At 72.2% G+C, this 16,475-nt stretch carries 15 protein-coding genes; 5 read left to right on the top strand and 10 right to left on the bottom strand.

Annotation, left to right across the window (positions count from 1 at the left end):
• Nucleotides 1-30: 30 nt before the first annotated feature.
• From Msi02_RS24190 to Msi02_RS24165, 6 genes are all read right to left on the bottom strand, one after another.
• Nucleotides 31-675: a bifunctional DNA primase/polymerase gene (locus Msi02_RS24190; RefSeq protein ID WP_204050390.1), complete on the bottom strand. Its 645-nt coding sequence runs from the start codon at nucleotides 673-675 to the stop codon at nucleotides 31-33.
• Between the two features lie 121 nt (nucleotides 676-796).
• On the bottom strand, nucleotides 797-1,783 hold the full coding sequence (gene hemB / locus Msi02_RS24185; protein WP_204050389.1) for a porphobilinogen synthase: 987 nt from the start codon (nucleotides 1,781-1,783) through the stop codon (nucleotides 797-799).
• Nucleotides 1,784-1,853: 70 nt separating this feature from the next.
• Complete coding sequence (locus Msi02_RS24180; RefSeq protein ID WP_079315540.1) at nucleotides 1,854-3,443, bottom strand: bifunctional uroporphyrinogen-III C-methyltransferase/uroporphyrinogen-III synthase; 1,590 nt, start codon at nucleotides 3,441-3,443, stop codon at nucleotides 1,854-1,856.
• Nucleotides 3,440-4,351, bottom strand: coding sequence for a hydroxymethylbilane synthase (gene hemC / locus Msi02_RS24175; RefSeq protein WP_204050388.1), 912 nt, complete (start codon nucleotides 4,349-4,351; stop codon nucleotides 3,440-3,442). Before hemC ends, Msi02_RS24180 begins: the two co-directional genes overlap by 4 nt.
• Nucleotides 4,348-5,643 carry a glutamyl-tRNA reductase gene (locus Msi02_RS24170; RefSeq protein WP_204050387.1) on the bottom strand — a complete coding sequence of 432 codons (1,296 nt, stop codon included), beginning with the start codon at nucleotides 5,641-5,643 and terminating at the stop codon, nucleotides 4,348-4,350. Before Msi02_RS24170 ends, hemC begins: the two co-directional genes overlap by 4 nt.
• A 25-nt stretch (nucleotides 5,644-5,668) precedes the next feature.
• Nucleotides 5,669-6,367: a redox-sensing transcriptional repressor Rex gene (locus Msi02_RS24165; RefSeq protein ID WP_079315542.1), complete on the bottom strand. Its 699-nt coding sequence runs from the start codon at nucleotides 6,365-6,367 to the stop codon at nucleotides 5,669-5,671.
• Nucleotides 6,368-6,561: 194 nt separating this feature from the next.
• Here Msi02_RS24165 and Msi02_RS24160 point away from each other — a divergent pair, with 194 nt between their 5' ends.
• The gene (locus Msi02_RS24160; RefSeq protein ID WP_204050386.1) at nucleotides 6,562-6,810 is read left to right on the top strand and encodes a glutaredoxin family protein; all 249 of its coding nucleotides are present in this window, start codon (nucleotides 6,562-6,564) and stop codon (nucleotides 6,808-6,810) included.
• 107 nt (nucleotides 6,811-6,917) lie between these two features.
• On the opposite strand, the gene Msi02_RS24155 is transcribed toward Msi02_RS24160, so the two are convergent.
• Nucleotides 6,918-8,567 carry a hypothetical protein gene (locus Msi02_RS24155; RefSeq protein ID WP_204050385.1) on the bottom strand — a complete coding sequence of 550 codons (1,650 nt, stop codon included), beginning with the start codon at nucleotides 8,565-8,567 and terminating at the stop codon, nucleotides 6,918-6,920.
• Between the two features lie 181 nt (nucleotides 8,568-8,748).
• On the opposite strand from Msi02_RS24155, the gene Msi02_RS24150 reads away from it, so the two are divergent.
• The 3 genes from Msi02_RS24150 (at nucleotide 8,749) to Msi02_RS24140 (ending at nucleotide 11,234) form a co-directional block, all read left to right on the top strand.
• The gene (locus Msi02_RS24150; protein WP_079315547.1) at nucleotides 8,749-9,396 is read left to right on the top strand and encodes a sigma-70 family RNA polymerase sigma factor; all 648 of its coding nucleotides are present in this window, start codon (nucleotides 8,749-8,751) and stop codon (nucleotides 9,394-9,396) included.
• Nucleotides 9,397-9,538: 142 nt separating this feature from the next.
• On the top strand, nucleotides 9,539-10,309 hold the full coding sequence (locus tag Msi02_RS24145; RefSeq protein WP_204050384.1) for a DUF5667 domain-containing protein: 771 nt from the start codon (nucleotides 9,539-9,541) through the stop codon (nucleotides 10,307-10,309).
• A 55-nt stretch (nucleotides 10,310-10,364) separates the two neighbouring features.
• On the top strand, nucleotides 10,365-11,234 hold the full coding sequence (locus tag Msi02_RS24140; protein ID WP_079315549.1) for an HAD family hydrolase: 870 nt from the start codon (nucleotides 10,365-10,367) through the stop codon (nucleotides 11,232-11,234).
• A 75-nt stretch (nucleotides 11,235-11,309) separates the two neighbouring features.
• Here Msi02_RS24140 and Msi02_RS24135 read toward each other — a convergent pair whose 3' ends face one another.
• Complete coding sequence (locus Msi02_RS24135; RefSeq protein WP_204050383.1) at nucleotides 11,310-12,773, bottom strand: MFS transporter; 1,464 nt, start codon at nucleotides 12,771-12,773, stop codon at nucleotides 11,310-11,312.
• Nucleotides 12,774-12,899: 126 nt separating this feature from the next.
• Here Msi02_RS24135 and Msi02_RS24130 point away from each other — a divergent pair, with 126 nt between their 5' ends.
• Nucleotides 12,900-13,901, top strand: a complete 1,002-nt coding sequence (locus Msi02_RS24130) for an Lrp/AsnC family transcriptional regulator (protein WP_204050382.1) — start codon at nucleotides 12,900-12,902, stop codon at nucleotides 13,899-13,901.
• Nucleotides 13,902-13,908: 7 nt separating this feature from the next.
• On the opposite strand, the gene Msi02_RS24125 is transcribed toward Msi02_RS24130, so the two are convergent.
• Together Msi02_RS24125 and Msi02_RS24120 are read right to left on the bottom strand one after the other, a co-directional pair.
• Nucleotides 13,909-14,943 (bottom strand): alpha/beta fold hydrolase, encoded by a 1,035-nt coding sequence (locus Msi02_RS24125; protein ID WP_204050381.1) that lies wholly within the window; start codon nucleotides 14,941-14,943, stop codon nucleotides 13,909-13,911.
• 76 nt (nucleotides 14,944-15,019) lie between these two features.
• Nucleotides 15,020-16,402 (bottom strand): serine/threonine-protein kinase, encoded by a 1,383-nt coding sequence (locus tag Msi02_RS24120; protein WP_204050380.1) that lies wholly within the window; start codon nucleotides 16,400-16,402, stop codon nucleotides 15,020-15,022.
• Nucleotides 16,403-16,475 lie beyond the last annotated feature (73 nt).

Genomic DNA, 16,475 nt, shown 5'->3' with positions numbered 1-16,475 from the left:
GTCCCGTACCGGGAATCACTCGCCCGGGAATCACTCGCAGAAGTCGGCGAGCAGGTCGAGCACGCGCAGCGGGTCGGGCAGCGGACGCCCGTCGGGAGGCCTGATCCAGCTCACAGCCGCTCCGGAGGGCAGGGTGGACGGCGGCGCGAGCACGTAGCTGTCCCGGCAGTGCCAGCGCAGCCCCGGCGTGCTGTCGATGGTCTCGGGTCCCGCGTCGAGGCTGCAGGACCACCACTCGTCCTCGTCCTCGGGCGCCCCACGCGTGGCCACGAAAAAAAGCACCCGGTCGCCGTTCTCGGCGACCGGGCCCGTGTCGAAGCCTGCGGCGTCCATGGCGGCCAGGGCGGGACGGCCCGCCGAGGCCGGTACGTCGAACACGTCGAACACCCTGCCGGTGGGCAGGATCACGTTCGCGTCCGGGTCCTGTTTCCACCACCGCGTGAGCAGCGCGGTGTCCGTCGTGGCCTGCATCTGCCACGCGGGCGACAGCGGGTGCATGCCGGGGTCGGGACAGCCGACCCGGTCACAGGAGCACGCCCTGCCTCCCTCGCTCAGCGGATGGGCGCCCATACAGCTCGCCCAGCCCAGCTGCGCGTACTCGAGCACCGACGTCATCTTGCGCGGCGCGTGATGCGCACGCCGTTTCGCACGTCGGGCCAGCGGTACCCCCACCATGGCGCTCCTCCCCACAAGCGTCACACCCGCTGCCCTCCTGCGGTACGCAAGATGCTCGCGGTACGTACCTGATAATGCCTTCTGGCCGATTCCGGCGCGGCAGGACCCCCCTGATGAGGTGTCAGGATAGTCCGCGGGCGACCTCGGTGGCCCAGTAGGTGAGGATCATGTCGGCACCGGCGCGGCGGATCGCGATCAGCGACTCCATGATCACCCGCTCCCGGTCGATCCAGCCGTTGGCCGCCGCCGCCTCGACCATCGCGTACTCGCCGCTGACCTGGTAGGCCGCGACCGGCACCTCGACGGTGTCGCGCACCTGCCGCAGGATGTCGAGGTAGGCCAGGGCGGGCTTGACCATGACGGCGTCCGCGCCCTCGGCCAGGTCGAGGCGCACCTCGCGCAGCGCCTCGCCGACCGGGCCTGCCGGGTCCTGCTGGTAGGCGCTGCGGTCGCCGAACTGCGGCGCGCACTCCGCGGCGTCGCGGAACGGCCCGTAGAACCCGGAGGCGTACTTGGCGGCGTACGCCAGGATCGGGACCTCGGCGAAGCCGTTGGCGTCGAGGGCCGCCCGGATGGCGCCCACCTGGCCGTCCATCATGCCGCTCGGCGCGATCATCCTGGACCCGGCCGCCGCCTGCGCGACCGCCGCCGACGCGTACCGCTCCAGCGTCGCGTCGTTGTCCACCTCGCCGTCGGCCGTCAGCAGGCCGCAGTGGCCGTGGTCGGTGTACTCGTCCAGGCAGGTGTCGGTCATCAGCACCAGCGCGTCGCCCAGGTCGGAGGCGAGGTCGCGCAGCGCCACCTGGACGATGCCGTCCGGGTCGTCGGCGCCCGAGCCCCGTGCGTCCTTGTGCGCGGGAATCCCGAACAGGATGATCCCGCCCACGCCGGCCTCGGCCGCCTCGTGGGCCGCCTTGCGCAGCGACTCGCGGGTGTGCTGGACGACCCCGGGCATGGAGCCCACCGGCTGCGGCTCGGCGATGCCCTCCTTGACGAACATCGGCAGGATGAGCTCGGCCGGGTGCAGCCGCGTTCCCGCGACCATCCGGCGCATCGCGGCGGTACGGCGCAGCCGCCGAGGCCGCGCCACCGGGTACTGAGCGTTCACAGTGGTCTCTCCGCTCTGGATCGCGCCGGCCCGCCGGGGGCTGTCCCCGGCGGGCCGTACGCGAGTCGGTTCATTTCACGCGTCGTCGCGCGCCCCTGCGCATCTGGGACGGACGGCGGGGCACCTCGCCCGCCGAGACCGCGGCGTGCCGCATCTTCGCACCATAGTCCGCCAGCGCGGCGGCGAGAGCCGAAGCGGACGGCTTGTCGGCCATCACGTCGACCCGCAGGCCGAACTCCTCGGCCGTCTTGGCCGTCTGCGGCCCGATGACCGCGATCACCGTGACGTTGTGCGGCTTTCCCGCGATGCCGACGAGGTTCCGGACGGTCGAGGACGAGGTGAACAGCACGGCGTCGAACCCGCCGCCCTTGATCGCCTCGCGGATCGGGGCGGGCGGCGGCGCGGCGCGCACGGTCCGATAGGCCGTCACGTCGTCGCACTCCCAGCCGAGCTGGGTCAGCCCGGCCACCAGCGTCTCGGTCGCGATGTCGGCCCGCGGCAGCAGCACGCGGTTGATCGGGTCGAGCATCGAGTCGTACGGCGGCCACTCGGCCAGCAGGCCCTCGGACGATTGCTCGCCCGTCGGCATGAGGTCGGGCTTCACGCCGAACTCCACGAGCGCCCGCGAGGTGGCCTCGCCCACGGCGGCGACCTTGAGCCCGGCGAACGCCCGGGCGTCCAGGCCGTACTCCTCGAACTTCTCGCGCACCGCCTTGACCGCGTTGGCGCTGGTGAAGGCGACCCACTCGTAGCGGCCGGTCACCAGGCCCTTGATCGCGCGGTCCATCTGCTGCGGCGTGCGCGGCGGCTCGACGGAGATCGTCGGCACCTCCTCGGGCACCGCGCCGTACGACCTGAGCTGCTCCGACAGCCCCTTGGACTGCTCCTTGGTGCGCGGCACGAGCACCCGCCAGCCGAACAGCGACTTGGTCTCGAACCAGGACAGGCGGTCGCGCATGCCGACGGCGTCGCCCACCACGATCAGCGCGGGCTCGGTCATCCCGGCGTGCTTGAGGTCGGGACCGAGCCGCCCGAGCGTGGAGACCACCGTGTACTGCTCGGTGGTCGTGCCGTCGCTGGTCACCGCCACCGGCGTCGAGTCGGGCTTGCCGCCCGCGATCAGCGCCTTGCTGATCGGGACCGCGTCCGCGACGCCGTTGTAGATCACCAGCGTGCCCTCGCACGCGGCGTGCTTGGCCCAGTCGTCCACCTGCGCGGCGTCGACGATCCGGAACTCCGGCACCGACGCCGCCGGCGGGATGCCGGCGTACGTCAGCACGGCCGTGGCCGGCGGCACGCCGGGCACGATCTCGAAGTCCACGTCCGCCTTGGCGCAGGCGGCCACCTCGTCGGTGACGGAGGAGAAGAAGGACGGGTCGCCCGAGCACAGCCGCACGACCGTGCGGCCCGCCTTGGCGGCCTGGATGGTCTTCAGCGACACCGAGTTCTCCGCCGCGTCGGCGGAGATGTCGACGACCTCGGCGCCCTCGCGGCAGTGGCGCAGCAGCGGGCCGTACGCCTGCCGGTCGAGTACGACGACGTCCGCCCTGCCCAGCAGGTCGGCGCCGCGCAACGTGAGCAGGTTCTCGTCACCGGGGCCGGCGCCGACGAAGGCGACGAACCCGGACCGGGTCTGAGTGCTGTGATTCGCGGGGCTCAATGGGCCTGCTCCCCCATCAACGTGTCGGCCCCCTCGGCGATCATGGCTGCCGCGAGTTCGCGGCCCATCTCCACGGCCGTCGTAGAGGGTCCGGAGGCGGACTTGCGCACCGACCGTGCGCCGTCGACGGCGACGACGGTGGCGGTCAGATTGAGAATGTGCCCGTCACCGGAGGCGAAAGCACCTACCGGGGCCGCGCAACCGGCCTCGAGGGCGGCGAGCACCGAGCGCTCGGCGTCCACCGCGGCCCGCGTCGGCGGGTCGTCGACGGCGCGCAGCAGCTCGATGAGATCATCACGGTCGGCCAGGCACTCGACGGCGAGGGCGCCCTGCCCGGGAGCGGGCAGCATCTCGTCGACCTCGAACACCTGGGCGATCTCCCCGTCCCGGCGGATCCTGGCCAGCCCTGCGGCGGCCAGCACGATGGCGTCGAGCTCGCCCGACGTCACCTTGCCGATGCGGGTGTCCGCGTTTCCCCTGATGGGGACGTAGTCGAGATCCGGCCGGAGCAGGCGCAGCTGGGCCACCCGGCGCGGTGAACCGGTGCCCACGCGGGCCCCGGCGGGCAGGTCGCGCAGCTTGACCGGGCCGACGAGCGCGTCGCGCGGGTCGTCCCGCCGGGTGATCGCGGCCATCGCGATCCGCTCGTCCGGCTTGGTCGGCAGGTCCTTCAGCGAGTGCACCGCGAAGTCGACCTCGCCGGCGAGCAGCCGGCCGCGCAGGTCGTTCACGAACACGCCGGTGCCGCCGAGCTGGGTCAGATGGGCCCGGGACACGTCACCGAACGTGGTGACGCCGACGAGCTCCACCTCCCGGCCGGTCAGGGCGGTCAGCCGGTCGGCGACGATCTGCGACTGCGAGGTCGCCATCAGGCTCTTGCGGGTGCCGAGCCGCAGGGGGACCGTCATTGCTCCACCTCCAGGCTCGAAACGGCTTCGGGCTTCTTCGGGTCGAGGCCGAACAGCTCGCGCAGCGCCTCCGCGTACTGGTCGCCGCCCGGGGATGCGGCCAGCCGCTTGACCCGTACGGTCGGCTCGTGGAGCAGCTTGTCCACGACCCGCCGTACAGTCTGGGTGATCTCGTCGCGCATCCGCCCGTCGATGTCCGGCAGGCGGGACAGCAGCCTGCCCATCTCCGCCTCGACCACCCCGGCGGCCTTGCTCCGCAGGGCCACGACCGTGGGGGTGACGAGCGCGGCGCGCGCCGCGTCGAGGTAGGCGGCGACCTCCTCGGCCACGATGCGCCTGACCTCGCAGATCGCCTCGGCCCTGCCGCCGTCGGAGACGTCGCCCACGCCGTCCTGCTGCATCGACTTCAGGTCGACCAGCGTCACACCGGGCACGTCCCGTACGCCGGGGTCCACATCGTGGGGCAGCGCGAGGTCGAGGACGAACAGCGGCCTGTCGCGGTCCCCGATCGTCTCCGCGGTGATGGTGCGGGTTCCCGCGCCGATGCAGGAGATGACCAGGTCGGCCTCGGCCAGCTCGGCGGGGACGTCGGCCAGGTCCGCGGCCCGCCCGCCGACCGTCTCGGCGAGCCGTTCGGCCCGCTCGCGGGTGCGGTTGGCGATCACGACGTCGGTCACGCCCGCACGCGACAGCGTCGCGGCGGACAGCGAGCTCATCGAGCCGGCGCCCACGACCAGGGCCCGCCTGCCGGCGATCGGGCCGAGCACCCGCTCGGCGAGCGTCAGCCCCACCCCGACCAGCGACGCGCCGGCCCGGTCGATGCCCGTGTCGGCGTGCGCGCGCTTGCCGACGCGCAGCGCGTGCTGGGCCAGCTCGTTGAGCGTGGTCCCGGCCGTGCCCTCCTCCTGCGCCAGGCGCAGCGCGGTGCGGATCTGGCCGAGGATCTGCCCCTCGCCGACCACCATGGAGTCGAGCCCGCAGGCGACGGTGAACAGGTGCTGGACCGCGCGGTCCTCGTAGTGCACGTACAGGTGCCGCGCGAGCATCTCCTGCGGCAGGCCCGAGTGCGCGGCGAGCATGTTGGTCACCGCGGTGACGCCGCCGTGGAAACGGTCGACCACGGCGTAGACCTCGACGCGGTTGCACGTCGAGACGACCAGCGCCTCGGACACGTTCTCGTCCGCCTGCACGTCGTGCAGCAGCTTGACGAGCGCGTCCCCGCTGACCGTGACACGTTCGAGCAGCGCGACCGGCGTGGTCCGGTGGCTCAGGCCGACGACGAGGACACTCATGAGCTCACTCCGATCGATGGCTCACTCACATGACCACCCCGTCCGGCCACTCCTCGGCCATGATGGGCCCTCCATTAGCCTTGCGCTGCTCGTGGAACGCAAGTATCTGCAGTTCGATGGATAAATCGACTTTACGGACATCCACGCCGTCAGGCACAGCCAAGACGACGGGGGCGAAGTTCAAAATACTGGTGACACCGGCCGCGATGACACGGTCGCAGACCTGCTGCGCCGCCGTGGCGGGGGTGGCGATCACCACGATCGAGACTCCGCGCTTCTTGATCACCGACTCCAGCTCGTCGGCGTGCTCGACGACGAGACCCGCGATGCGATCGCCCACGACGTGCGGATCCGCGTCCAGCAGGCCCGCGATCCGGAACCCGCGGGAGGCGAACCCGCCGTAGTTGGCCAGCGCCCGGCCGAGGTTTCCCACGCCCACGATGGCCACGGCCCAGTCCTGAGTGAGACCAAGCTCACGTGAGATCTGGTAGATGAGGTACTGCACGTCGTAGCCCACGCCCCGGGTGCCGTACGACCCCAGGTGGGACAGGTCCTTGCGGAGCTTCGCGGAGTTCACCCCGGCGGCGAGCGCGAGATCCTCCGAGCTCACCGTCGCCGTGCCCCGTTCGGCCATCCCGTTGAGTGCGCGCAGATAGAGCGGCAACCTCGCCACCGTGGCGTCGGGGATGCCGCGGTCGCGGGCCTGCGGGATTCGGCGGATCACTTGCCGGGGCTCCAGGGGGACGGACGGCCGGTTGCGCCCCCGGCCGCACAGCGGTTGCGACGGATGAGTACCAGGTTAGTGCCTTTGTGAAGCTATGCACAAAGTCGATCGTGCGCGCTTCCCTCGCATCCAAGGGTCCCAGGAAGGGGCGGCGGTCTCCATTCCGGGCCGGAGGTATCGCAATAATCGAGAACATGCCTCCTCGAGACCACCGGATCACGCTGCTCGGCAAGCCCGGCTGCCATCTGTGCGACGACGCCCGCGCGGTGATCGAGCGCGTGGCCGCGGAGCTGGGCGTCCCCTGGGAGGAACGCGACATCACCGCCTCCCCGGAGGACCAGGCCGAATATTGGGAGATGATCCCCGTCGTCCTGATCGACGGCGTGCAGCACGACTACTGGCGGGTGAACGAGAACCGCCTCCGCGAGGCCCTGGAGCGTTGAAGCCGAGGCCGGCGCCGATGCGGCCACCCTGATCCTCGCTACCGGCCTCGGCCCAGTGGCCACCGCCGCCCTGTGCGAGACCGGGTCGTGATCGAGGGGGCCCGGACCTAGAGGACCGTGCGGGTGGGGAGGGGGACCACCTTGGCGGCGTTGACGCTGAGTTCGATGACGTTGGCCGCCAGCACGTACTTCACCCGCTCGGTCGCGAACCGCTCCATGTGCGGCTGTCGCTGGTGCTCGCCGTAGCCGACCTCGTCCCGGTAGAGCTCGTAGACGATGCGCTGGAGCGGGGCCGACTTGACCGCGTGGCAGACGAACAGCAGCGTGTCGGGCTCGTTGCGCTGGACGGCCTCCACCGTCTCCTCCGCCAGCTTGTCGAACGCCTCGCCCGAACCGTCGAGCAGCGTGAAGACGGTCAGCAGGCCGTAGATGCCGGGGGCCGGCTTCACCGAGCCCCCCTGACCGGCGGGCCGGCCCGCCTGCTGCGGCGCCTGCCGGTCCCCCTGACCGCCGCTCTGGCGGCTCATGGCCGGACGGGACCTGCCGCCGAACCCCACGCCGAAGCTCGCCGCGAGGTCGGCCGGGTCGGGGACCTCCGCCCCGGGGTAGAGGGCCCCCGTGGCGGGCATCGCCCGGTCGGGCTCGGCCGCAGGCGGCGCGGGCATGCCGTACTCGGGCCGGCGGGGCTGGCCGTACTCGTCCGCGGCGAGAAGCTGGCCGGTCGCGGGCCCGCCGAAGTCGTCGGCGGCCGGAGGGCCGCCGGAGGGCCGCATGCGGGCGGCGTAGTCGACCTCGCCCTGCTCACCCGCCCGGTATTCGGCCACCAGGTCGCCGAGCCCGGAACGGCGCGGCGCACCCGGCATATCGGGCGCTCCCGGTGCCCCAGGCGCTCCCGGCATCCCCGGCGGAACCGCGCCCGGTCCTGCCGGGCGGCCTCCCGGAGTCCCGCGCGGCGGCGCGGGGGGCGCGGGCGGCCCGGAGGGCGCGGAGGGCACGCGGGTCTCGGCCCGCAGAGCGCTGTCGGCCCGGCCGCCACGCCGCCCCTGCCACTCCTCCTCCGGGGCCTCGTCGTCCTCGCCCTCGTCGTCGTACGGCGCGAGCGGGCGGGCCACGACGTACCAGACGCCTCCGGCGGAGGCGGCCAGCACCACGACGACGACCAGCCCGGGGAGCCCGAATTCGAGCACGCCCGAGATCGCCATTCCCGCCGGGGCGAGCACGACGGACGCGTTCATGTTGTCGACGTCGTACTCGTCGCCGTCCCGCCAGGCCATCACCGCCATGGCGAGGCAGAGCAGGAGCAGGAAGACCACCAGGCCGTGGACGCCACGCAGCAGCCACTCGGGCCAGAGGTCCCAGTGGGTCGGCCCGTCGGGCAGCGACTTGTCGAACCCCGCGGTGACGACGGGGTCGAGCACCATGATCACCGTGCCCACGACCGTGAGCGCGGCGCCGAGGAGCCAGCCGGCGAAGCGGGCGCCGCCCTTCTCCGCGAGGAGTTGGATGACGCCGATCGCCAGCCAGAGCGGCGCCAGCAGCGAGCCGGTGATCTGGTAGGCCCGGAACGTCACGGGCCCGAACCCGGTGAGATGGCCGACGGCGATGGCGCCGAGCGACAACGCCAGCGCGCCCGTGGCGATGCTCCACGCGATCAGCCAACCGGCCGGCTCGTCACGGAGACGCCCGACGAGGACGCCGGTGGTGATGCCGGCGAGCAGGGCGCCGGCGAACGCGAGGAGAGCGACGAGGACTTCCATGGTGGCACCCATGCTGCCGGACATCGGCTTCCGACCGGTAGCCGGTCACCCTGTCCGGGAATGTCGCCACCCGCGTCTTCACTCCTGAAGTGGATTCCTCCACCCGAACGGATTGTGTAATCTCCCGTTGATTTCTAGAGTGTTCGAGCACGCCGACTCCCCTTCCCCCATGGGATAACGGATGCCGAACACGTGGCCGTTGGCCGGGCTTTCCCCTCCGGTCGCCGCAGGAGCAGCGCACCCCGCGCGTTCCGACGACCTCTCCGACCGCGAGCACGAGCACGACGAGATGCGAAGCCTCGTGCTGCGTGCCAAGACCGGCGACAGCGAGGCGTTCGGCGTGCTCTACGACCACTACCTGGAGCTGGTCTACCGGTACGTCTACTTCCGGGTCGGCAGCCACGCGCTGGCCGAGGACCTGACGAGCGAGACGTTCCTGCGGGCGCTGCGGGGCATCGCCGAGTTCACCTGGCAGGGCCGCGACTTCGGCGCCTGGCTCGTGACGATCGCCCGCAACCTCGTCACCGACCACTACAAGTCGGGCCGCAACCGCCTCGAGGTGACCACCGCCGAGATACTCGACACGCCCCTGGACGGCCCGCACATCCCCGAGAACGCGGTCGTCACGAACATGGTCAACGAGCGCGTGATGCAGGCGATCAAGCAACTCGGCGCGGAGCAGCAGGAATGCGTGATCCTGCGCTTCCTGCACGGGATGTCGCTCGCGGAGACGGCGAAGATCATGGGCAAGAAGTCCGGGGCGATCAAGGCGCTCCAGTTCCGGGCGATCAGGGCGCTCGCCCGGGCTCTCCCCGACGATCTCGGCTGAGAGCCCCGTAACCATTACCCATACCCCATCGTTGGGCATGTGGCAGGTCGGATCTTCAGGCGGATACGCCGGGCCGGCCGGGAGGTGACGAACGCTTCCCGGCGGCCCCGCGAGCGATCTCCGCTGGGCGTCAAGCGGGGGGATGGCGAGAGCGGTGATGGGCTGGTGGCGACCCTCGCGCCGCGCGGGCGGCCGGTCGGCGGCCCGCGACCGCCGGGCCGCCGGTCACCGCTTCCCGCTGCGCGGCCGGTCGGCGGCCCGGGACCGCGGGGTCGCCGCGCGCGTGGCCGCTCTCCGCTCCCTGCTGGGCGGCGGCCCGAGGCCGGAGTTCCGCGAGAGGCTGCGGGCCGAGCTGATGCGCGCGTACGCCGCCGAGCGCGCGGCGGGCAGGCACGCGGCGGGAAAGCACACGGCGCCTCCCGCCACACCCCCGCGGCCCCGCCGGTCCCTGCTCGTACGGCTGCGCCCCCTGCTGGTGTTCTGCGTGCTGCTTGCAGGGATGTTCGGCACCGGCGTGCGCACCTACCACTCGGTGCCCGGCGAGGTGCTGTACCCGTTGAAGAGGCTGGCGGAGTCGACGGTGCTCGACCTCGCGTACGACGAGGAGGAGCTGGCGCAACGGCAGATGGTCGCGGCGCGGGAGCGGGCGGCCGAGACCGCATCACTGGTGGACACGCCGACCCCGGAGCGCCGCCGGCTCATCGGGCAGACGCTCGACGACATGGAGACGACCACCAGGGCCGCGCTGAGCCGGGTCGCCCGCCAGGGACGCGCCGGCGGCGAGGCGCGCGAGTTCGCCCGTGAGCAGCACAATCTCGTGGAGCCGCTGCTGCCGAAGCTCGACCGGGAAAATCGCGACAAGGCCAACCAATACCTGAGTTATATCGATTCGTTCACGGGTTCCGGACGTTGACACGTCATGTCCCGCTCCCGTTCCGTCCACTCTCCGGCGGTTAAGCTGATGAGTCATGAGGCGGCTATTGCGACGGCGGGAAGCGGCGGAGATCGCCGGCGAGGTGGCGGCCGCCGCGGCGGTGTCCGTCCCCGAGGTCGTCCCCGACCTCACGGCGGCGGCGTTCTTCGACGTCGACAACACGATGATGCGCGGCGCCTCGATCTACCACTTCGCCCGGGGACTGGCGGCGCGCGGCCTGTTCACCAGCCGTGACCTCATGAAGTTCGCGCTCGGGCAGGCGTGGTTTCGCGTGCGGGGCAACGAGAACCCCGAGCACATCGCCAAGGCCAAGGAGATGGCCCTCGCCTTCGTCGCCGGGCTGAAGGTGGACGAGGTCGTCCGGCTGGGCGAGGAGATCTACGACGACGTGATGGCCGACCGCGTGTGGCAGGGCACTCGCGCGCTGGCCCAGGCCCACCTGGACGCCGGGCAGCGCGTGTGGCTGGTCACCGCCACGCCGGTCGAGCTGGCCCGGGTCATCGCGCAGCGGCTCGGGCTCACCGGCGCGCTCGGCACGGTCGCAGAGACCGCCGACGGCGCCTACACCGGAAGGCTCGTCGGCGACCTGCTGCACGGCCCGGCCAAGGCCGAGGCCATCCGGGCGCTGGCGCGCCGCGAGGGCCTCGACCTGGCCCGCTGCTCGGCCTACAGCGACTCGGCCAACGACCTGCCGATGCTCTCCCTCGTCGGGCACCCGCACGCCATCAACCCGGACAGCGAACTGCGCGAGCACGCCAGGGAGAACGGCTGGGAGATCCGCGACTTCCGCACGGGCAGGAAGGCGACGATGATCGGCCTGCCGATCGCCGCGACCGCGGGGGCCATCGCGGGCGGCGTCGCCGCCGGAATCGCCCTGCGCCGCCACTACCGCTCCGCACTCTGACTCTGTCGCTCCGCTCTGTGACTCTGTCGCTCCGCACTGTGACTCTGTCGCTCCGCTCAATGATCAATCACCCGGTCAGTGGCCCGCGGGCTCCGCGGGCGACTCGCGTACGCCCATCAGCGCGGCCGTGACGGCCGTGACGGCCACGAGCGCCGCGGCGATCCAGAACGTGAGCTGGACCGCCCCCAGGGCCGCGCGGCCCGCGTCCACGTGCGACCGGACGTCCGCGGTGAACCTGTGGAGGAACGCGGTGCCGAGAACGGCGACGCCGAGGGTGCCGCCGAACTGCTGGACGGCGTTGAGCAGGCCCGCTGCGGAACCCGTCTCGTGCGCCCGCACCCGTGACAGGGCCGTGGTGAAGAACGGGACGGTGAACAGGCCGTTTCCCGCTCCGCTGAGCGACAGCGCCGCGAGCAGGGGCCAGGGGTAGCCGTCGGCGGATGCGGTCAGGTAGACGGCGACGGCGCAGATCAGCCCGGCGAACAGGGCGGCGAGCCCGACGAACATGATCTTCGCTCCGTGGCGGGGAACCAGACGGGTGCCGGCGTACCAGGAGGCGACGGCCATGCCGGCCGACCACGGGAGCAGGGTGAGCCCGGCGGTCAGGACGTCACTGCCCAGCCCCAGTTGCACCTGCAGGACGATCACCACCATCAGTCCGTTCATCACCGAGAAGAACAGCGTGGAGGTCGCCAGCGCGGCCGGGAAGGCCCGGTCGCGGAACAGGCTCGGCTCGATCAGCGGGCTGCGGCCCCGCCGGGCGCGCTGACGCTGATGCCGGCTGAGAACCGCGAGGACGACGACGCCCGCGGCGAGGGCGATCCAGACCCAGGCGGGCCGGCCGGCGGCGTCGCCCTGGATGAGGGGATACACGATCAGGCCGGTCCCGAGCACGGCCAGCCCCGTGCCGGGCAGGTCGATGCCGGGAGGGTGCGGCAATCTGCTCTCCCGCAGCGCGGGCAGGAAGGCCAGGACGAGCGCGGCGAGGGGAACGTTGACGAGGAACGCCGCCCGCCACGACGCGCCGAACAGGTCGACCCGGGTGAGAACGGCGCCGAGCACGGGCCCGCAGACGGCGGCCAGGCCCATCACCGGTCCGATGGATCCCATGGCCTTGGCCAGTTCGTCCCCCTCGAACATGCTCCGGATCAGCCCGATGGTCTGCGGAATGATCAGCGCGGCCGCCACTCCCTGGACGGCACGTGTGGCGATGAGCATTCCCGAACCGGTCGCGCAGGCGCAGATCGCCGATGCCAGTGCGAAGAGGGCGACCCCGGCCGCGAACACCCGCTTCCGACCGGCGAGATCACCCAGGCGGCCCCCGGGCACCAGCAGCACGGCGAAGGGCAGGGTGTAGGCGGCGCTGAACCACTGGATGTCGGACTCCGCGCCGCCGAAATCGCGGTGGATCACCGGCGCGACCACCGTCGTGATCGTGGCGTCGAGCAGGTTCATCGCCTCGGCGACCAGCAGCGCGAGCAGGGCCGCCCACCGCCGTCGATGTCCCGTCGCGGTGGCGGTCTCCTCCAGTACGGGCATGCGTCGTCCTTCCGGGTCGCGTCGTGATCACGCAGCAGCCTGAGGCGTACGGGTGGGACGTTCCAGCCGGGAAGCCGAATTCGCGGATTTCTTCCACAGAAGGCGGATCGGCGAGAGAATCCGACGATGCTGGATGAACTGGACCGGGGTCTCGTCCATGCCCTGCACGTCGACGGGCGAGCGCCGTTCAGCCGGATCGCCGAGGTCCTCGGCGTGTCCACCCAGACCGTGACGCGCCGTTACCGGCGGCTGCGCGCTGGGGCCGGGCTGCGCGTCGTCGGCCTGCCCGAGCAGGACCGCACCGGCCAGGCCCAGTGGGTGGTCAGACTCACCACGACCCCCACCGCCTCTCAGGCTCTGGGGCACGCGCTGGCCCGGCGACCCGACACCTCGTGGGTCAAGCTGGCCTCCGGAGGCACCGAGATCTTCGCGATCGTCCACACGGAGGACGACAGCCGCCTGTCACGGTCGCTGCTGCTGCACGACATCCCCCGCACCTCCGGGATCACGGCCGTCTCGGCGCACCTGCTGCTCCACACCTACCTGGGCGGTCCGACCGCCTGGCGTGGACGGCTGCGCACGCTCAGCGACGAGCAGCAGCAGGCACTCATGCGGCCGGCCCCCTCGCCCGGCACTCGCGACCAGATGAGCCTGACGGACGGCGACCGCGCCCTGATCGACGCCCTGCGCCACGACGGCCGAGCAGGCTACGCCGAACTCGCCGCGGCCACCGGCTGGTCCCCCGCCACCGTGGCACGACGCCTGGCCGACCTACGCGCGAGCGGGACGATTTTCTTCGACGTGGAGGTCGACGTGGCCGCTTACGGCGTCACCGCCCAGGCCCTGCTGTGGATGGCCGTCACTCCCGCACATCTGGACGAGGTCGCGACCACCCTGGCCACCCACGACGAGCTCGCCGTCGTCGCGGCCACCACCGGCGCCACCAATTTGCTCGCCCACGCGCTCTGTGCCGGCCCCGCCGACCTGCACCGCTACCTCACCCGGCGGCTCGGCACGCTCGACCAGATCCGCACCCTGGAGACGGCCCCCGTCCTGCACACGCTCAAGGCGGCCGGGCATCTCACTCCCGTGGCCGCCCGGCCGGGGTTCCGCGCGCCACGCGCCTGAACGGCGCTCAGGCCGTGGACCGGCCCTGCGCGGGGCCCGATAGGGCCCGCTCGATCAGGCCGGTCAGCTCCCGGTGCACCAGCTCGGGGCGTTCGAAGCCGATCATGTGCCCGGCGCCGGGGATCCGTACGAACCGGGCGTCGGGCAGCGCCTCGGCGATCCGGCGGCTATGGGCGAGTGGGGTGAGCCGGTCTCGCTCTCCCACCATGACCAGCGTCCGCGTCCGCTGGAGCGCCTTCAGCGCGGCGAACTTGTCGTGCACCCGGAAGTCCCGGAAGAACCCGACCATGACCTCCGTCGGCGTCGCCGCGGCCATCGCGTTGACCAGCCGGACGTGCCGCCGGCTCGCTCCCCTGCCGAAGGCGACGTACCGGGTCACCGGCAGGTTCGTCAAGCCCTTCACGCGGGGCCGCGCGTCGATGACCGCGGCACGGGCCAGCATGCTCTCGAACAGCACGGGCGTGACGCGGGGAGCCAGCCGCCCGAGCGGCCCGGGAAGGCCGAAGGTGCTGGCGTCGAGCCCGCCGGACGAGGTGCTGAGCAGCGCCACGCCGGCCACTCGAGACTCGACCAGGGTGGGGTGCCGGTCCGCGAGCGCCATGACCGTCATGCCGCCCATGGAGTGGCCGACGAGGACGACGGGCAGTCCCTCCGGCACGGCGGCGCGGATGACGGCGGCCAGGTCGTCGCCCAGCCGGTCGATCGTGCACGCCTCCAGCGCCCCGGCCGAGGAGTCGCCGTGCCCGCGCTGGTCGTAGAAGACGAGCGTGCCCAGGCCCGCCAGGGCCTCGCGCTGAAGCTGCCAGCAGTGCCGGTTCATCAGCCAGCCGTGCGCGAAGACGACGGCGCACCGGGGATCGGGATGGTCGTCGATCTCCACGGCCAGGCGGACCCTGTCGTCGGTCGTGACCGTCGTCCGGCGCCCGGACGCGCCGTTCGGAGTCCGTGCGGCCTTCGCCCGCCTGACCTGGATGCGTCGCGCGGTGCCGATCGCCAGGCCGAGGGCGAGCCCGGCGAGGGCGGCGTTCCGCCCCTTGTTCATGTGCTCCTCCGGGGTGAGGGTGAGCACACCATACCGACCAGTAGGTCTCTTTGTTAGACCTGGCCCCCAATAATTCTCAGACGCCCTTGCGATACAAGGTGGCGGTCGCGCTGTAGGCCATCTCGTCCCCGGAACCGTTCGGGAAGTAGGTCAGCAGGAGCTTGCCGTCGCCGGGGCGCATCGTCAGGCGGCCCTGCCGGGTGCACTTGGTTCCCTTGACAATGGTCTCGCGGAGGACGAACTGCCCGTCGGCGTCCCGGCGGACGACGGTCAGCAGGCCGGCGCAGCCCAGGGACGGGTAGCTGACCAAGGTCCGCGCGTTCGGCCTGATCACCACGGTCATGGGCCGGTTCGTGCCGTTGCTCTGCGCCAGCACCCCCTCCCACACCCCGGTGAGCGTACGGGGCAGGCGGGACGGCGTGGAGACCTGCGGCGAGGAGGTCGTCCGGGCGACCGTGGTCGCCCGGCCCGCGGTCGTGCCGCCCCCGGTCTCCTTCGCCGCGGAGCCGGCGCCGTTCGTCAGCCACAGGGCCGCTCCCCCGGCCAGGGCCAGCACGGCGGCGCCGGCCACCGCCGCGTACAGCGTCCTCCTGGAACGACGGCGCGCGGCGACGGCGTGGGACCTCGGCCCGGTCTCCCGGTCCGGGGAGTCCGCCGAGCCGAGCAGCCACATGAGAACCTCGCGCATGGTGGGCCGCTCCGCGGGCTCCTTCGCGAGGCACCGCGCGACCAGCGCGCGCAACGGGTCCGGCACCCCGGCGATGTCGGGCTCGCCGCCGATGACCCGGTAGAGCACGGCGTGCGTGCTGTCCGCGGCGAACGGCGAGCGGCCGGTGGCGGCGAAGGCGACCACCGCCCCCCAGGCGAACACGTCGGCGGCCGGGCCGATCTCCGCGCCCTTGATCTGCTCCGGGGCCATGTACGCGGGGGTGCCGACGACCTGGCTGCTGACCGTGGCCGTCGCGTCGAGCGCGCGGGCGATGCCGAAATCGATCACGCGGGGACCGTCGGCGCCGAGCAGCACGTTGCCAGGCTTGAAGTCCCGGTGCACCAGCCCCGCCTCGTGGATCGCGGTCAACGCCGTGGCCGTCCCGACCGCGAGGCGGTGCAGGGCCGCCCCCGTACGCGGCCCGTTGCGGGCCACCTCCTCCTGCAGCGACGGCCCGTCGACATACTCCGTCACGATGTACGGAGGGTCGGACCACAGGTCGGCGGCGAGGAACTGGGCGGTGCAGAACGAGGCGACCCGCTGGGCGATGGCCACCTCGCGGGCGAACCGGCTCCTGGTCGTCTCGTCGGCGGCGATCTCCGGACGCAGGACCTTGACGGCCACCTGGGTCCCCGCGTCGTCCGTGCCCAGATAGACGATGCCCTGCCCGCCTGCACCGAGCCGCCGGACGATCCGGTAAGGACCGATGAACGCGGGATCGCTGCCGCGAAGGGCGGATGATGCCGTCACTCGAACGCCCCCGTTTGAATGGCGGTTGCGGGCCCACTCGTCCCGATCTACGCCACTAAAGCAGCAGGAGCCC

Source organism: Microbispora siamensis, assembly GCF_016863095.1.
Taxonomy (GTDB): Bacteria; Actinomycetota; Actinomycetes; order Streptosporangiales; family Streptosporangiaceae; genus Microbispora; species Microbispora siamensis.
Note: the sequence above shows the minus strand (reverse complement) of the source record. Positions and strands in the feature narration are given on the sequence as shown.

What these genes read in the sequence shown, in the direction of transcription:
- Msi02_RS24125 (WP_204050381.1), bottom strand. Translation starts at nt 14,943, where the DNA reads ATGAACAAGGGGCGGAACGCCGCCCTCGCCGGGCTCGCCCTCGGCCTG.
- Msi02_RS24145 (WP_204050384.1), top strand. Translation starts at nt 9,539, where the DNA reads ATGGCGAGAGCGGTGATGGGCTGGTGGCGACCCTCGCGCCGCGCGGGC.
- Msi02_RS24170 (WP_204050387.1), bottom strand. Translation starts at nt 5,643, where the DNA reads ATGAGTGTCCTCGTCGTCGGCCTGAGCCACCGGACCACGCCGGTCGCG.
- Msi02_RS24150 (WP_079315547.1), top strand. Translation starts at nt 8,749, where the DNA reads ATGCCGAACACGTGGCCGTTGGCCGGGCTTTCCCCTCCGGTCGCCGCA.
- Msi02_RS24135 (WP_204050383.1), bottom strand. Translation starts at nt 12,773, where the DNA reads ATGCCCGTACTGGAGGAGACCGCCACCGCGACGGGACATCGACGGCGG.
- hemC (WP_204050388.1), bottom strand. Translation starts at nt 4,351, where the DNA reads ATGACGGTCCCCCTGCGGCTCGGCACCCGCAAGAGCCTGATGGCGACC.
- Msi02_RS24130 (WP_204050382.1), top strand. Translation starts at nt 12,900, where the DNA reads ATGCTGGATGAACTGGACCGGGGTCTCGTCCATGCCCTGCACGTCGAC.
- Msi02_RS24190 (WP_204050390.1), bottom strand. Translation starts at nt 675, where the DNA reads ATGGTGGGGGTACCGCTGGCCCGACGTGCGAAACGGCGTGCGCATCAC.
- Msi02_RS24140 (WP_079315549.1), top strand. Translation starts at nt 10,365, where the DNA reads ATGAGGCGGCTATTGCGACGGCGGGAAGCGGCGGAGATCGCCGGCGAG.
- Msi02_RS24155 (WP_204050385.1), bottom strand. Translation starts at nt 8,567, where the DNA reads ATGGAAGTCCTCGTCGCTCTCCTCGCGTTCGCCGGCGCCCTGCTCGCC.
- Msi02_RS24160 (WP_204050386.1), top strand. Translation starts at nt 6,562, where the DNA reads ATGCCTCCTCGAGACCACCGGATCACGCTGCTCGGCAAGCCCGGCTGC.